We start from the raw sequence: 15,033 nt of genomic DNA, 5'->3' as shown, positions 1-15,033 counted from the left end.
AAAGCAGGAGACCACGCAATGAGCGACACGATCGCCACGCTGCCGGTGGTCGTCGAGAACGACGGCACACCCCTGACCGAGCTGATCGACCGCCGCCGGGCCGAGCTGCGCGACACCCTCGTCGCGCACGGCGGGCTGCTGTTCCGCGGTTTCGACGTGGGCGGGGTGGACGGCTTCGACGCGGTGGTGCGGGCGTTCTCCGGCGAACCGCTGACCTACACCGAGCGGTCCTCGCCCCGGCACGCCATCAAGGGGAAGGTCTACACCTCGACCGACTACCCGCCGGACGAGGAGATCTTCCTGCACAACGAGAACTCGTACCAGGCGCGCTGGCCGCTGACGCTGTTCTTCTACTGCCTCACCGCGCCGCAGACCCTCGGCGCGACCCCGCTGGCCGACGTGCGCCGGGTGTACGCCGAGATCGACCCGGCGGTGCGCGAGGAGTTCGTCCGGCGGCGCTGGCTGCTGGTGCGCAACTTCCACGCCGACTTCGGCACCCGCTGGCAGGACGTCTTCGGCACCGACGACCGGGCGCAGGTGCAGGCGTACGCGGCGGCGAACCGGATCGAGCTGGAGTGGGTGGGCAGGGACGGGCTGCGGACCCGGGCGGTGCGGGACGTGGTGCACCACCGGCCCGGCTCGGACACCCCGCGCTGGTTCAACCACGCCACCTTCTTCCACCTGAGCACCCTGCCGAAGGACTACCAGGAGGGACTGCTGGCGATGTTCGGCCCCGAGGGGCTGCCGGCGAACACCTACTACGGCGACGGCGGCGAGATCCCCGCCGACGTGATGGACCACCTGCGGGCCGCGTACCGGGCGGCCAGCGTCCGCTTCGACTACCGGCGCGACGACGTGCTGGTGGTCGACAACATGACCGCCGCGCACGGGCGGGAGCCGTTCACCGGCCCCCGCAAGATCGCCGTCGCGATGGCCGAACCGCACACCCCCGACACCGCTGGAGCGAACTGATGGCCGACACCCGATTCCTGGTCGTGCGCAACGACGAGGAGCAGTACTCGATCTGGGCGGCCGACCGCGACCTGCCCGCCGGCTGGCACGACGCGGGCTTCTCCGGCAGCCGCGAGGAGTGCCTGGCCCACGTGGACGAGGTCTGGACCGACATGCGTCCGCGTTCGGTACGGGAGCAGACGGCATGACCCGCGAGTGGACCTTCCCCGCCTCGTTCGCCCAGGAACGGGTCTGGATCGCCAACCAGCTCGACCCGGCCTCCCCGGTCTACAACGTGTCGGTGCCGTGCCGGCTGCCCGCCGACCTGGACGCCGAGGCGGCGACCGAGGTGTTCAGCCAGGTCGTCGCCCGGCACGAGGCGCTGCGTACCCACCTACGGGTCGACGACGGCACCCTGGTGCAGGTGGTCCGGGAGCACGAGCCGCCCCGGCTGCCCGTCGACGACCTGCGTGGACTGCCCGAGCCGGAGCGCGTGCGGCGGTCCAACGCGCTGCGTGCCGAGCTGGCCCGGACCCCGATCCCGTTGGACGCGCCGCCGCTGTGGCGGGCCCGGCTGATCCGCTTCGACGACGGGTGGACGCTGCTGCTGGTGGTGCACCACGCCGTCTTCGACAGCCACTCGGCGGTGCTGTTCGGCGCCGAGGTCGCCGCGTTCGCGCGGACCGCGTCGACCGGCGCGCCGGCCGCCGTGCCGGAGCTGCCCATCCAGTACGCCGACTTCGCGGTGTGGCAGCGCGACCAGCTCACCGGCGCGGAACGGGACCGGCAGCTCGCCTTCTGGACCGGGCACCTGGCCGGTGCCCCGAAGGCCACCGGCCTGCCGCTGGACCGGCCCCGCCCGGCCCAGCTCGGCTTCGCCGGTGACGAGGTCCGCTTCGACCTGCCCGCCGGGCTGCTGGACCGGATCACCCGGCTGGCCGCCGGGTCGGCGGCGACCCCGTACATGGTGCTGCTGGCCGGTTTCGCGGCGCTGCTGTCGCGGATCTCCGGCGACACCGACGTGGTGGTCGGGGTCTCCACGGCCGGTCGGGAGACCGCCGAGCTGACCCCGCTGATCGGCATGTTCGTCAACCCGGTGGCGTTGCGCTGCGACGTCGGCGGCGACCCGCGCTTCGCCGAGCTGCTCGGTCGGGTCCGCGACGGGCTGGTCGACGCCCTGGAACACGGGCAGACCCCGTTCCAGGCGATCGTCGAGGCGGTCGCCCCGGAGCGGGACCCGTCGGTGCAGCCGATCTTCCAGACCGCGCTGAACTTCATCCCCGACTCGGGGCTGGACCCGGTGGAGCTGGGCACCACCAAGGACGACCTTGCGTTCGACATCACCACCGGGGAGAGCCGGCTGGTCTACCGCACCGAGCTGTTCGACCGGGCCACCGCCGAGGCGGTCGTGGCCCGCTACGTCCGGCTGCTCGACGCGGCGGTGACCGACCCGCAGCGGCCGGTCTCCGCGCTGCCGCTGCTCGCCGACGCCGAACGGGACCTGGTCCTCGGCGGGTGGGCCGGGGTGGCGGCGACCGGACCGGCGTCCACCGTCGTCGACGAGGTGCAGCGGCAGGTGGCGGCCACCCCGGACGCCACCGCCCTGGTCTGCGAGGACGTCACGTTGACGTACGCGCAGCTCAACGCCGCCGCGAACCGGCTGGCCCGGGTGCTGGTGGGTCGGGGCGTCGGCCCGGAGACCCGGGTGGCGCTGGCCCTGCCGCGTGGCCCGGAGCTGCTGGTGGCGATCCTCGCCGTGCTCAAGGCGGGCGGTGCCTACGTGCCGGTGGACACCGGTTACCCGGCGGGCCGGATCGGCTACCTGCTCACCGACGCCGCGCCGGCGCTGGTGCTGGCGGTGCCGGAGACCGCCGCCCTGGTGCCGGCCGACGCGCTGCTGGTCGACGGGGTGCTCGACGCCGACGGTGACGGCGGTGGCGATCTCACCGACGCCGACCGGGTCGCGTCGCTGCGCCCGGAACACCCCGGCTACGTGCTGTACACCTCCGGCTCGACCGGCCGGCCCAAGGGTGTCGTGGTGGAGCACCGGGCGATCGTCGCCTACCTGGCCTGGGCCCGGGACACCTACCCGGGGCTGGCCGGCACCGCCCTGCTGCACTCGCCGGTCTCGTTCGACCTGACGGTGACCGGGCTGCTCGGCCCGCTCACCGCCGGGGGTACCGTCCGGCTGGCCGGGATCGACTCCCCGGCGGCCCGGGTGGGTGGCCGGCCGACCTTCCTCAAGGTCACCCCGAGCCACCTGCCGCTGCTGGAGGAGGCCCTGTCACCCACCACCGACCTGGTGATCGGCGGCGAGGCGCTCACCGGTGAGCAGCTCGCCGACTGGCGGGCCGCGCATCCGGACGTGGCGGTGGTCAACGAGTACGGCCCGACCGAGGCCACCGTCGGCTGCGTCGCCGCCCGGCTCGCCCCCGGGCAGCCGGTGCCCGCCGGCCCGGTGTCGATCGGCCGGCCCACCGCCACCAGCCGGGTGTACCTGCTCGACGCCGCCTGGCAGCCGGTCCCGCCGGGGGTGGTCGGTGAGCTGTACGTCGCCGGTGACCAGCTCGCCCGGGGCTACCTGGGCCGGCCCGGCCTGACCGCCGAGCGGTTCCTGCCCTGCCCGTACGGCCCGCCGGGGCAGCGGATGTACCGCACCGGTGACCTGGCCCGGTGGCGGGCCGACGGCACCCTGGACTACCTGGGTCGCCGCGACGACCAGGTCAAGGTGCGCGGGATGCGGATCGAGCTGGGCGAGATCGAGGCGGCGATGCGGGAGCACCCGGAGGTGCACCAGGCGGCGGTGGCCGTGCGCACCGACTCGGGGGAGCCGACCCTGGTCGGCTACCACGTCGGCACCGCCGAGGAGGCGCACCTCGCCGCCGAGCTGGCCCGGGAGCTGCCGGCGCACCTGGTGCCGGCCGCGTTCGTCCGGCTCGACGCGTTGCCGCTGACCCCGAACGGCAAGCTCGACCGGGCGGCGCTGCCCGCCCCGCCGGAGTCCGTGGCCGGCGACGGCTACGTCCCGCCCCGCACCGACGCCGAGACCCTGGTCGCCGAGGTGTACGCCGACATCCTCCAGGTGGAGAAGGTCGGCGCGCTGGACGACTTCTTCGCCCTCGGCGGCAACTCGCTGCGCGGCATGCGGGCGATGGCCCGGATCCGCGCCGAGGTGGACGTCGACCTGCCGATGCGGGCGCTGTTCGGCAGCCCCGTGGTGGCCGACCTGGCCGCCCAGATCGAGGCGCAGATCGCCGCCGAACTGGACGACCTTTCCGAGACCGAGGTCGCCGCGTTGCTGGCGGCGGAGAAGGACACCCCCGCATGACGGACCTGAAGGATTCCCGGGAGGCCGCCCGGGCGGCGTTGATCGCCCAGCGGTTGCGCCGACGACAGGCCACCCCCGCCGCCCGCGTCACGCCGCGACCCGACGACGTCGAGGTGCCGCTGTCGTACGCCCAGGAGCGGGTCTGGTTCATGGACCAGCTCGCCCCGGGCGAGGCGGCGTACCACATCGCGGTGCCGTTGCGGGTGCGTGGCCCGCTCGACGTCACGGCGCTGCGCGCCGCCCTGGCCGCGCTGACCGCCCGGCACGAGTCGCTGCGCAGCCGGTTCCCCGCCGACGCCGACGGCAAGCCGACCGTGGTGGTCGCCGACGCGGTCGAGGTGCCGCTGACCGTGGTCGACGCCCCGGACGAGCAGGCCGCCCGGGAGCTGGTGGAGGCGGCCTCGCTCGCGCCGTTCGACCTGGCGGCCGGGCCGCTGCTGCGGGCGCTGCTGATCCGGCTGGCCGCCGACGACCACGTGCTGTTCCTCAGCAAGCACCACATCGTCGGCGACGGCTGGTCGGTCGACGTGCTGCTGCGCGACCTGATCACCGCCTACCGGGGCGGCGAGCTGCCCACCCTGCCGGTGCAGTACGGCGACTTCGCCGTCTGGGAGGCCCAGGAGCTGGGCGGCCCGGCGGCCCGGTCGCACCTGGACTGGTGGAAGTCCCGGCTGGCCGGGATCACCCCGCTGGAGCTGCCGCTGGACCGGCCCCGCCCGGCCACGCAGACCTACCGGGGCGACTTCGTCGAGTTCCGGCTCGACGGGGCGGAGACGGGGCGGCTGACGGCGCTGACCCGGGAGTCCGGTGGCACGCTGTTCATGACGCTGCTCGCCGCGTACCAGGTGTTCCTGGCCCGGCACGCCGGCCAGGAGGACTTCGCGGTCGGCGCGTCGGTGGCCGGCCGGTCCGCCCCGGAGTTGGAGAACGTCGTCGGCATGTTCATCAACATGCTGCCGTTGCGCGCCGAGCTGGCCGGTGACCCGACCTTCACCGAGCTGCTGGAACGCACCCGGCGTAGCGTGCTGGACGGCTTCGAGCACGCCGAGGTGCCGTTCGCGAAGGTGGTCCACGAACTGGGCCTGCCCCGCGACGTCAGCCGCTCGCCGGTGTTCCAGGCCATGTTCGTGTTGCAGAACTACGAGATGGGCCGGTTCACCGGGGTCTCCGACGCCACCGACGTGACGTTCGACTGGACCCCGATGGAGCTGCGGGCCACCCGGTTCGACTTCGAGCTGCACGCCGTGGAGACCGCCGACGGGCTCTGGGGCAAGCTGGTCTTCAACACCGACCTGTTCGACCGGGCCACCGTGGAGCGGATGGCCGGCCGCTGGTGCACCCTGCTGCGGGCGGTCGCGGCCACCCCGGACGTGGCGGTTTCGGCGCTGGACCTGCTCCCCGCCGGGGAGCGGGCGCTGCTGGCGTCCTGGAACGACACCACCGCCGACTTCCCGACCGCCGAGACGCTGCACGGCCCGATCGAGGCGGCAGCGGCGGCCACCCCGGACGCGGTGGCGGTCACCATCGAGGGCGTATCGACGACGTACGCGCAGCTCAACGCTGCGGCGAACCGGGTGGCGCACCGGCTGCGGGCGGCCGGCGTCGGCCCGGAGACCCTGGTCGGGGTCTGCGCGGAACGCTCCGTGGAGCTGGTCGCCGGGCTGCTCGGCGTGCTCAAGGCCGGTGGGGCGTACCTGCCGCTGGACCCGGAGTACCCGGCCGACCGGTTGGCCTTCATGCTGACCGACGCCGCCGCGCCGGTGGTGCTGGTGCAGGAGCAGTTGCGTGACGTGCTGCCCACGGTCGACGCGACGGTGCTGGCCCTGGACGACCCGGCGGTCTGGGCCGACCAGCCGCAGACCGATCCGACCCCGCTGGCCGGCCCGGAACACCTGGCGTACGTGATCTACACGTCGGGGTCGACGGGTCGCCCGAAGGGGGTGCCGAACACCCATCGGGGCATCGTCAACCGGCTCGACTGGATGCAGAAGACCTACCGGCTCGACGTCGACGACGCGGTGTTGCAGAAGACCCCGGCCAGCTTCGACGTGTCGGTGTGGGAGTTCTTCTGGCCGCTGCGTACCGGGGCCCGGCTGGTGCTGGCCAAGCCCGGCGGCCACAAGGACGCCGGTTACCTGCGCGACGTGCTGGTGGCCGAGCGGGTCACCACCGCCCACTTCGTCCCGTCGATGCTGACGGTGTTCCTGGCCGAGGAGGGGGTGGAGGCGGCCACCGCGCTGCGGCGGGTGATCTGCTCCGGCGAGGAGCTGCCGCTGGCCTCGGCGGTCGACTTCACCGCCCGGCTGCCGCACTGCGCCCTGCACAACCTGTACGGCCCGACCGAGGCGGCGATCGACGTCAGCGCCTGGCACTGCGACCCGGCGCTGCTGGCCGGGTCGACCGGCGTGCCGATCGGTGGGCCGATCGCCAACCTGCGGCTGCACGTGCTCGACCCGGCCGGCCGGGAGTGCCCGGTCGGGGTGGCCGGTGAGCTGCACATCGGCGGGGTGGGGCTGGCCCGTGGCTACCACCGCCGGCCGGCGCTGACCGCCGAGCGGTTCGTGCCGGACCCGTTCTCCGGTGAGCCGGGTGCCCGGCTGTACCGCACCGGCGACCTGGCCCGCTGGGTGCCCGACCCGGCGGGGCCGACGGCCGGGGCCGACCCGGCCGGGGTGATCGAGTTCCTGGGCCGGATCGACCACCAGGTCAAGCTGCGCGGCCTGCGCATCGAGCTGGGTGAGATCGAGAGCGCCCTACGCGAGCAGCCGGCGGTGACCGAGGCGGCGGTGGTCGTCCGCGAGGACAGCCCCGGCGACAAGCGGCTCACCGCCTACCTGGTGGGCGACGCCGAGCACGCCGCGCTCAAGGCGGCGCTGAAGGAGACCCTGCCGGAGTACATGGTGCCGGCCGCGTTCGTCACCCTGGACGCGTTGCCGCTGACCCCCAACGGCAAGCTCGACCGCCGTGCGCTGCCCGCGCCGGTGGTCACCCGCGAGGCGTCGGTGGCCCTGGTGGAGCCGCGTGACGACACCGAGCGGTTGCTCGCCGGCATCTGGTCGGAGGTGCTGGGCGTGCCGACGCTCGGCATCGACGACGACTTCTTCGACCTGGGCGGGCACTCGATGCTCGCCACGCAGGTGGTGGCGAAGATCCGCCGGGCCGAGCACGGTGGCCGGGCGGTCGGCGTGATGGACCTGTTCCAGCAGCGCACCATCCGCGAGCTGGCCACGTTCATGACCGGTGACGCCGGGGCGGCCGGCCCGCGTCGGCTGCTCTACGAGCTGACCAAGCCGATCCCGGCCGGCAGGCGGGTGCTCAGCTACGTCTGCGTCCCGTACGGCGGCGGCAGCGCCATCGTCTACCAGCCGCTGGCCGACGCGCTGCCCGCCGGGCACGCGTTGTGGTCGCTGGCCATCCCCGGTCACGACGTCGGGCTGACCGAGGACGCCCTGCCGTTCGACGAGCTGACCAGCCGGGTGGCCGCCGAGATCGTGGAGCGGATCGAGGGGCCGCTGGCCCTCTACGGCCACTGCGGGGTGGGCAGCGCGATCATCGCCGAGGTGGCCCGCAAGGTGGAGGCCGCCGGCCGGGAGCTGGAGGTCGTCTACATCGGGGCGATGTTCCCGTTCGCCCGCCCGAAGGGTGCCTTCGCGGCGTTGCGCAACCGGCTGGAGCAGCTCAGCAGCAACCGGCACTACGCGAGCTGGCTCAAGAGCATGGGGGTGGACACCGACGAGTTGGAGCCGGAGCAGGCCGACCGGATCATCAGCAACATGCGGGCCGACTCCCGCGCGTCGGAGGAGTACTTCACCGGGCTGCTCGACCGGGGCGCGGCGAAGCTGCGCGCGCCGATCGTCTCGGTGGTCGGCTCCGAGGACCCGGTGACCGACTACCACGCCGAGCGGTACGCGGAGTGGCAGTTCCTCAGCGACACCCTCGGCCTGGTGGTGCTCGACCAGGCCGGCCACTTCTTCCTCAAGTACCGGGCCGACGAGCTGGCCGAGATCGTCACCCAGGTGCACCCGGCCGTGCGGGCCGGGGACGTGACGGCGCTCGGTCCGGCGGCCCGGGGCGAGGACGCCGGCTGGGTGGTCGCCGACCACCAGCGGATCGGTGACGCCGACCGGCCGGCCCCGGCGGTGGTGAAGCCGAGCATGGCCCGGTTCGTCGCGGTCACCGCCGGCCAGCTCGTCTCCACCACCGGCTCGGCGTTGACCGCGTTCGCCCTGCCGATCTGGCTGTTCACCCGCACCGGGTCGGTGGCCGACCTGGGCCTGCTGTGGGCGTTGGCGCTGATCTGCGGGGTGCTGATGCTGCCGGTGGCCGGCGCGCTCACCGACCGGGTCAGCCGGCGACGGATCATGATGATCGCGAGCTGCGTGTCGGGCTCCATCCAGCTCGTCCTCGCCGCCCTGCTCTGGACCGACAACCTCGCCCTGTGGCACATCTACGGGCTGGTGGCGCTGAGCCAGGTGGCCGGGTCGTTCCAGCGGATCGCCTTCCAGTCGGCGGTGCCGCAGCTGGTGCCGAAGCGCTACCTGGGGCACGCGATGGGCATCACCCAGCTCTCCAGCGGTTTCGCGATGCTCCTGATGCCGGTCTTCGCGGCCGGTCTGCTCGCCGCGATCGGCCTCAAGGGCATCCTGCTGATCGACGTGGCGAGCTACCTGGTGGCGGTGCTGACGCTGGCCGTGGTCCGCTTCCCCGACCTGCTCGGCTGGCGGCCCCGGGAACGGCTGCTGGTGGCGATCGCCAACGGCCTGCGCTACTCGTGGCGGCACAAGGGTTTCCGGCTGATGCTCGGCTACTTCGCGCTGGGCAACGTCTTCCTGGCCCCGGCGCTGGTGCTCACCACCCCGCTGGTGCTGTCGTTCGGCAACGCCACCCAGGTGGCACAGGTGGCGCTGGCCGAGGCGATCGGCGCGGTGACCGGCGGGGTGCTGATGTCGCTGTGGGGCGGGCCCCGGCAGCGGCGGATGATCGGGGTGCTGATCGGCAACCTGGGCACCGCCGTCGGCTGTGTGCTGATCGGCCTGGACGCCTCCGTCGTCATGATCGCGTTCGGGGCGTTCTGGCTGGCCATGGCGATGACCACCGCCCAGTCGATCTACGCCACGATCGTCCAGGTGAAGGTGCCGCAGCGGTTCCACGGTCGGGTGTTCAGCCTGAACCAGACGATCTCCTGGTCGACCCTGCCGATCGGGTTCGCGCTGCTCGCCCCGGGCGCGACCGCGCTGTTCGAGCCGATGCTCGCCGACGGCGGGTCACTCGCCGGGTCGGTGGGCGCGGTGATCGGCACCGGTCCGGGCCGGGGCATCGGCTTCGCGTACGTCTGCTTCGGGCTGGCCCTGGTGCTGATCACGCTCGGCGGGTTCGCGATCCGGATGCTGCGCCGGTTCGACATCGAGGTGCCCGACTCGCTCCCCGACGACCTGATCGGGGCGCAGGAGCGGCAGCGGCGGCTCGCCGAGCGGGCGAAGGCCCGCCCGGAGCCGGTGTCGGTGGCCGGCTGAGCACCCGCGCGGGCACGGCGACATGCGTCGTGCCCGCGCGGCAGCGGGACCCCCGACCGCGGCGGGTCCCCCGGGGACGGTGCCGCCTCGGGGGCGTACGTCGCGGTCGGGCCTGGGCAGCGCTGCTCAGCAGGGCTCGCCCCTGGTCAGAAGGACTCGACCGGATCGGTGAGGTCGGTGTCCGCCGGTTCCCGGGGCTCGGCCACCCAGGCGGAGAAGACCGGCAGCCCGTGCCACGGCCCGGTGCCGCCGTCGCGGTGGTCGGTGGCCACCGCCAGCACCGCGTACGGGTGCCCGAAACGCCACTCGGCGCTGCGGCGTACGCCCTCCGGCGGGAGGCTGGTCAGGGCGAACGCCCCGGTCACCGCGGCGGCCTCGAAGCCGTACCGGCCGTAGTGGGCCACCGTCGCCTGCCGGGCCTCGACGCCCACGTCGACGCCGAGCAGCCCACCCAGCGCCCGCCCCACCGCCGCGAACCCCAGCCCGGGGGCGGTCAGGTCGTGCTCGTCCCGGGCCGACCAGCAGGGCAGCACCGCGCGGTGGCGTTCCTCCCGGCCGTCGCGGGCGGCGGTGCGGACCCGCTCCTCGCGCAGCGTGCCGAGGGGACCCGCGCCCAGCGGCAGGTCGAACAGCGACCGGCGGGCCGGTTCGCCGTCCACCGCCGCGCCGGCCAGCGCGTAGCCGGCGGCGAGCACGTCGGCGGGCGGGACCGCCGGATCGGCGAGCACCGAGAGCACCACCAGCCCGGCCCCGTCGCGCTCCACCGCCTCGGCGGCGTGCACGGCGACGTCACCGGCCGGCCCGGTCGCCGCGATCCAGACCCGGTGTCCGTGCTCCGGGCTGCGCAACGCCCGGCCCAGCCGCCCGGCCCAGCCGCCGCCCCCACCGTCCCGGCTGGGCACGTCGCGCCGCTGCGGGCCGGCCGGCCCGCGCCCCTCGTCCGGCCCGTGCCGGCGGTCAGGCCCGTCTCCGTCGTCCGGTCGGGCCGCGTCGCGCGGGTCGTCGGGGCCGAGCGCCGCGCCGGGCACCAGGTCGAACGGGGTGGCCCAGGAGATCCGGGTGGCCAGGGCGCTGGCCAGCGCCAGCAGCACCCGGGGGGAGACGGTCAGCGGGAACCGGTCGACCAGGCCGAGGGTGTGCTCACGGGCCCAGGCGTCCAGGCCTGCCCGGTCGGGCAGCGGGCCGGTGGCCGTGCTCCGGGGCAGCCCGTCCCACCAGCCGGCCAACCGGTCGGGGTCCGCGCCGGGCCGGTGCCAGACGGCGGTGGCCGACGGCACCAGCGGGTGCGGCCGGTCCAGCAGCGCGGCGGCCGCCTGCGCGGCGACCGCCACGTCGACACCGAGCACCTCGGCCAGTTCGGCCCGGACCGCGCCGGTGGCGGCCGGCGCGGCGAGCGCCAGCAGCAGCCAGGCCCCGAGCGGGGAGGCGACGTGGTGCCGGTCGCCGAGGTCGGCGTGCAGCCGGGCGGCGTACCGGGCCAGCGGGTCGTGCGGGAGCGTCGTCATGCCCTCCACTGTGCCCACCGTGCGGGCCACCGGCACCCGCTCAGGACCACAGTTCGAACGGTTCGTCGATCCGCTCGCCCGCGAGGAACGCGGTGAGCAGGGCGGGCAGCCGACCCGGGTAGAACCGGGCGGGGCTGGTCACGATCTCCTCGGCCGACCACCAGCGGAACCCGAAGTAGTCCTCCACCTCGTAGTCGAGCCGGTCCGCTCCGTCGACGTCCGGCGCGGCGGCGTCGAGGCGTACCGTCAGCACCACCTCGTCCTGGACGTGGCGCAACCGGCGGTGGATGAAGCTGGCCCGCCGCCGCCAGGTCGGCGGGCCGAGCTGCGCGGCGGTGACCACGAAGCCGGTCTCCTCCCGCAGTTCCCGCAGGGCGGTCTGCGGGTACGTCTCACCGGGGTCGACGCCCCCGCCGGGCAGCTCCCACCAGGTGCCCAGCCGGGGGTGTTCCGGGTCACGGGTGTGGAACAGCAGGATCAGGCCGTCCCGGTCGCGGACCACCAGCCGGACGGCGGTGCGTTCGACCACCGGCAGGTCCCGGGGCAGTTCGGTCATGGGCCTCCCTCGACGGGGCACCGTCCGGGCGGCGGCGGTGCGACGATGGCGATCATGGTGGAGCTCTTCGGTGAGGTGGCGGACGACTACGACGAGATCCGGCCGGGCTATCCGGCCGCCCTCGCCGCCACCATCCTCGCCTATCACGGTGGACCCCCCGCCCGGCTGGTCGAGGTCGGCGCGGGCACCGGCCTGGCCACCGCGCTGCTGCGTGATCTCGCCCACCCCGACGGGCCGCCCCCTGCACGTCCGGCGGCGGCCGGGGCCGTCCCGGCGCGGGTGACCTGCGTCGAGCCGGACGCGCGGATGGCGGCGGTGCTGGCCGCCCGGTTTCCCGACGTCGAGGTGGTGGTGGCCCGGTTCGAGCAGTGGTCCCCGCCGCCGGCCGGGGTGCCCCTGCTGGCCTGCGCGTTGGCCTGGCACTGGCTCGACCCGGCCACCCGCAACCGGCGGGCCCACGACGCGCTGACCCCCGGCGGCACCCTGGCCGTCTTCGCCCACCGGTACGACTACGTCGACCCGGCCCAGTCGGCGGCGATCCGGGCGGCGTTCGAGTCGGTCGACCCGGTGCCGCACCACGACCAGCCGGAGGACTGGTTCCACGCCGACGTCACCGGCAGCGGGCTGTTCACCGACGTCCGGTCGACGGCGTTGCGCCGGTCGGTGCCGCTGACCACGGCGCAGTACCAGCGGCTGGTCGGCACCTTCTCGCCGCAGCTGCGCCGCCCACCGCAGCAGCGGGAGCGGGTCCTCGCGGCGGTCGGGGCCGCCGTCGACGGCTTCGGCGGCACCGTCACCCTCGACCTGCGGACCACCCTGGTGCTGGCCCGGCGGCCGGCCTGACGAAAATTCACCGGACGGTCGTGTCGATCCGGCCCGGTCGCCGTTCGACCAGAGGGTGAGCGGGTCGAACGGCGACCCGACAACGAGGAGCGACGATGGCCAAGTACATGCTGATCATGCGGAACACGGACGATTCCCTGGCGACGATGATGAAGATCCCCTTCGAGGAGATGCTGGAGACGATGGGGCGGTTCAACGACGAGTTGATCCGCGCGGGCGTGCTGGTCGCCGCCGAGGGCCTGGAGGACCCGGCGCAGGGCGTGGTGGTCGACTACAGCGGGGAGACCCCGGTCGTCACCGACGGCCCGTACGGCGAGACGAAGGAGCTGTTCGGCGGCTTCTACCTGCTGGACGTGGCGTCGAAGGAGGAGGCCGTCGAGTGGGCCCGGCGGATGCCGGCGGTCAACGGCAGCAAGTGCGAGGTGCGCCGGGTCCCCGGCATCGACGAGTTCCCGCAGGACAACGAGTTCATCGTCCGGGAGCGGGAGTGGCGCGAGCGGACCGGCCAGCTCTGAGCGTGGTCCCCACCGACGGCCCGCCGGGCGCCGAGTCGGCCCGGCGGGCCGTCGAGGCGCTCTGGCGCATCGAGTCGGCCCGGATCGTCGGCGCGCTGGCCCGGTACACCGGCGACTTCGCGCTCGCCGAGGACGTCGCCCAGGAGGCGGTGGCGCAGGCCCTGGTCGGCTGGGCGCGCGACGGCGTGCCGGCGAACCCGGTGGGCTGGCTGCTCACCGCCGCCCGGCGGCGCGCGGTCGACGCGTTCCGCCGCCGGGCGGCGCTCGACGACCGGTACGCGGTGCTCGCCGGCCAGCTCGCCGAACCGGCGTCCGGGGACGGGGAGCTGCCGTGGGACCCGGACCGGGTCGACGACGACGTCCTGGCGCTGATGTTCGTCGCCTGTCATCCGGTGCTCGCGCCGCCGGCCCGGCTGGCGTTGACGCTGCGGGTGGTCGGCGGCCTGTCCAGCGAGGAGATCGCGCGGGCGCTGCTGGTGCCGGTGCCCACCGTGCAGGCGCGGATCACCCGGGCGAAGAAGACGATCGCTGCCGCGCGGGTGCCGTTCGCCCTGCCGGAGCCGCCGCAGCGGCGGGAACGCCTCGGCGCGGTCCTGGGCGTGCTCTATGTGATCTTCACCGAGGGGTCGACGGCGACGGCCGGCGTCGACCTGCTCCGCCCCGACCTGGCGTACGAGGCGATCCGGCTGGCCCGGACGCTGGCCGCGCTGCTGCCCGGCGAGCCGGAGGTGCACGGTCTGCTCGCCCTGTGCGAGCTGACCGCAGCCCGGTTCCCGGCCCGGGTCGACGCCGACGGCGAGGCGGTGCTGCTGACGGACCAGGACCGGCGGCGGTGGGACAGGTCGGCGATCCGCCGGGGGATGGCGGCGCTCGGCCGGGCCGTGGCGTCGGGGCGCGGCCTCGGGCCGTACGGGTTGCAGGCGTCGATCGCCGCCTGCCACGCCGCCGCCCCCTCGGTGGAGGGCACCGACTGGGCCCGGGTGGTGCTGCTCTACGAGGCGCTCGGCCGGGTGGCGCCGTCGCCGGTCGTCGAGCTGAACCGGGCCGTGGCCGTGGCGATGGCCGACGGTCCGCAGGCGGCGCTGGCCGTGGTGGACGAGGTCGCCGCCGGGGGCCGCCTCGCCGGGTCGCACCTGCTGCCCGGCGTCCGTGGCGAGCTGCTCGCCCGGCTCGGCCGGACGGCGGAGGCGCGCGCCGAGCTGGAGTTCGCCGCCCGGCTGTGCCGCAACGTGCGGGAACGGGCGGTGCTGCTGCGTCGGGCCGACGACCTCGACGGGTGATCCGGTCCGGCTGGCGGTAGGCTGCCCGCCGTGGCAGGTCTGTTGAGGAACGTGGCGTCCCGGCTGGGCCGGGTGACCGGCGCGCAGCGCGCCACCCCCGGTCCGATCCCGGCGCAGGTGGCCCGGCGGCGTCAGGTCAGCGCCCTGCAACGGCGGGAGCTGTCGTACGCCCCGGAGCCGGACGGGCAGGCCGACCCGGGGGAGATCGTCTGGACCTGGGTCCCCTACGAGGACGACCCGAAGCAGGGCAAGGACCGTCCGGTGCTGGTGGTCGGCCGGTCCAGCCGCACCCTGTTCGGGTTGATGCTGTCCAGCCAGAGCGATCGGGACGGTCAGCGGCACTGGCTGGCGCTGGGCCCGGGGGAGTGGGACCGCGACGCCCGTCCGAGCTGGGTACGGCTGGACCGGGTGCTCACCATGCGTGAGGACGGCATCCGCCGGGAGGGCGCGGTGCTGGACCGGGGGCGCTTCGACCGGGTCGGGCAGGCGCTGCGGTCCGGCTACGGCTGGCGCTGACCGGTCGGTGCCGCCGCTGTCGTTGG

At 74.7% G+C, this 15,033-nt stretch carries 10 protein-coding genes; 8 read left to right on the top strand and 2 right to left on the bottom strand.

Annotated elements, in window-relative coordinates:
• The first annotated feature begins 18 nt into the window (after positions 1 to 18).
• From FJK98_RS20135 to FJK98_RS20120, 4 genes are read left to right on the top strand one after another with little or no spacing between them, the layout of a single operon-like run.
• Positions 19 to 972 carry a TauD/TfdA family dioxygenase gene (locus FJK98_RS20135; RefSeq protein ID WP_145920408.1) on the top strand — a complete coding sequence of 318 codons (954 nt, stop codon included), beginning with the start codon at positions 19 to 21 and terminating at the stop codon, positions 970 to 972.
• Entirely contained in the window at positions 972 to 1,160 is a 189-nt protein-coding gene (locus tag FJK98_RS20130; protein ID WP_145920407.1) for an MbtH family protein, read from the top strand. The genes FJK98_RS20135 and FJK98_RS20130 overlap by 1 nt, the downstream gene beginning before the upstream one ends.
• Positions 1,157 to 4,279 carry a non-ribosomal peptide synthetase gene (locus FJK98_RS20125; protein WP_145920406.1) on the top strand — a complete coding sequence of 1,041 codons (3,123 nt, stop codon included), beginning with the start codon at positions 1,157 to 1,159 and terminating at the stop codon, positions 4,277 to 4,279. The genes FJK98_RS20130 and FJK98_RS20125 overlap by 4 nt, the downstream gene beginning before the upstream one ends.
• Positions 4,276 to 9,792 carry a non-ribosomal peptide synthetase/MFS transporter gene (locus FJK98_RS20120; protein ID WP_145920405.1) on the top strand — a complete coding sequence of 1,839 codons (5,517 nt, stop codon included), beginning with the start codon at positions 4,276 to 4,278 and terminating at the stop codon, positions 9,790 to 9,792. Before FJK98_RS20125 ends, FJK98_RS20120 begins: the two co-directional genes overlap by 4 nt.
• 146 nt (positions 9,793 to 9,938) lie before the next feature.
• Here FJK98_RS20120 and FJK98_RS33640 read toward each other — a convergent pair whose 3' ends face one another.
• Together FJK98_RS33640 and FJK98_RS20110 are read right to left on the bottom strand one after the other, a co-directional pair.
• The gene (locus tag FJK98_RS33640) at positions 9,939 to 11,297 is read right to left on the bottom strand and encodes a hypothetical protein (RefSeq protein WP_205789061.1); all 1,359 of its coding nucleotides are present in this window, start codon (positions 11,295 to 11,297) and stop codon (positions 9,939 to 9,941) included.
• Between the two features lie 40 nt (positions 11,298 to 11,337).
• Positions 11,338 to 11,853 (bottom strand): NUDIX hydrolase, encoded by a 516-nt coding sequence (locus FJK98_RS20110; protein WP_145920404.1) that lies wholly within the window; start codon positions 11,851 to 11,853, stop codon positions 11,338 to 11,340.
• A 54-nt stretch (positions 11,854 to 11,907) separates the two neighbouring features.
• On the opposite strand from FJK98_RS20110, the gene FJK98_RS20105 reads away from it, so the two are divergent.
• The 4 genes from FJK98_RS20105 to FJK98_RS20090 all read left to right on the top strand — a co-directional run bounded on the left by FJK98_RS20105 (position 11,908) and on the right by FJK98_RS20090 (position 15,007).
• Complete coding sequence (locus tag FJK98_RS20105) at positions 11,908 to 12,696, top strand: trans-aconitate 2-methyltransferase (protein WP_145920403.1); 789 nt, start codon at positions 11,908 to 11,910, stop codon at positions 12,694 to 12,696.
• Between the two features lie 95 nt (positions 12,697 to 12,791).
• Positions 12,792 to 13,211, top strand: coding sequence for a YciI family protein (locus FJK98_RS20100; RefSeq protein WP_145920402.1), 420 nt, complete (start codon positions 12,792 to 12,794; stop codon positions 13,209 to 13,211).
• A 2-nt stretch (positions 13,212 to 13,213) separates the two neighbouring features.
• Positions 13,214 to 14,491, top strand: a complete 1,278-nt coding sequence (locus tag FJK98_RS20095) for an RNA polymerase sigma factor (RefSeq protein ID WP_205789539.1) — start codon at positions 13,214 to 13,216, stop codon at positions 14,489 to 14,491.
• Positions 14,492 to 14,521: 30 nt separating this feature from the next.
• On the top strand, positions 14,522 to 15,007 hold the full coding sequence (locus FJK98_RS20090; RefSeq protein ID WP_145920400.1) for a type II toxin-antitoxin system PemK/MazF family toxin: 486 nt from the start codon (positions 14,522 to 14,524) through the stop codon (positions 15,005 to 15,007).
• The last annotated feature ends 26 nt before the right edge of the window (positions 15,008 to 15,033 follow it).

This window comes from Micromonospora sp. HM134, assembly GCF_007833915.1.
Classification (GTDB): domain Bacteria; phylum Actinomycetota; class Actinomycetes; order Mycobacteriales; family Micromonosporaceae; genus Micromonospora; species Micromonospora wenchangensis.
Note: the sequence above shows the minus strand (reverse complement) of the source record. Positions and strands in the feature narration are given on the sequence as shown.

What these genes read in the sequence shown, in the direction of transcription:
- FJK98_RS20135 (WP_145920408.1), top strand. Translation starts at nt 19, where the DNA reads ATGAGCGACACGATCGCCACGCTGCCGGTGGTCGTCGAGAACGACGGC.
- FJK98_RS20130 (WP_145920407.1), top strand. Translation starts at nt 972, where the DNA reads ATGGCCGACACCCGATTCCTGGTCGTGCGCAACGACGAGGAGCAGTAC.
- FJK98_RS20125 (WP_145920406.1), top strand. Translation starts at nt 1,157, where the DNA reads ATGACCCGCGAGTGGACCTTCCCCGCCTCGTTCGCCCAGGAACGGGTC.
- FJK98_RS20120 (WP_145920405.1), top strand. Translation starts at nt 4,276, where the DNA reads ATGACGGACCTGAAGGATTCCCGGGAGGCCGCCCGGGCGGCGTTGATC.
- FJK98_RS33640 (WP_205789061.1), bottom strand. Translation starts at nt 11,297, where the DNA reads ATGACGACGCTCCCGCACGACCCGCTGGCCCGGTACGCCGCCCGGCTG.
- FJK98_RS20110 (WP_145920404.1), bottom strand. Translation starts at nt 11,853, where the DNA reads ATGACCGAACTGCCCCGGGACCTGCCGGTGGTCGAACGCACCGCCGTC.
- FJK98_RS20105 (WP_145920403.1), top strand. Translation starts at nt 11,908, where the DNA reads ATGGTGGAGCTCTTCGGTGAGGTGGCGGACGACTACGACGAGATCCGG.
- FJK98_RS20100 (WP_145920402.1), top strand. Translation starts at nt 12,792, where the DNA reads ATGGCCAAGTACATGCTGATCATGCGGAACACGGACGATTCCCTGGCG.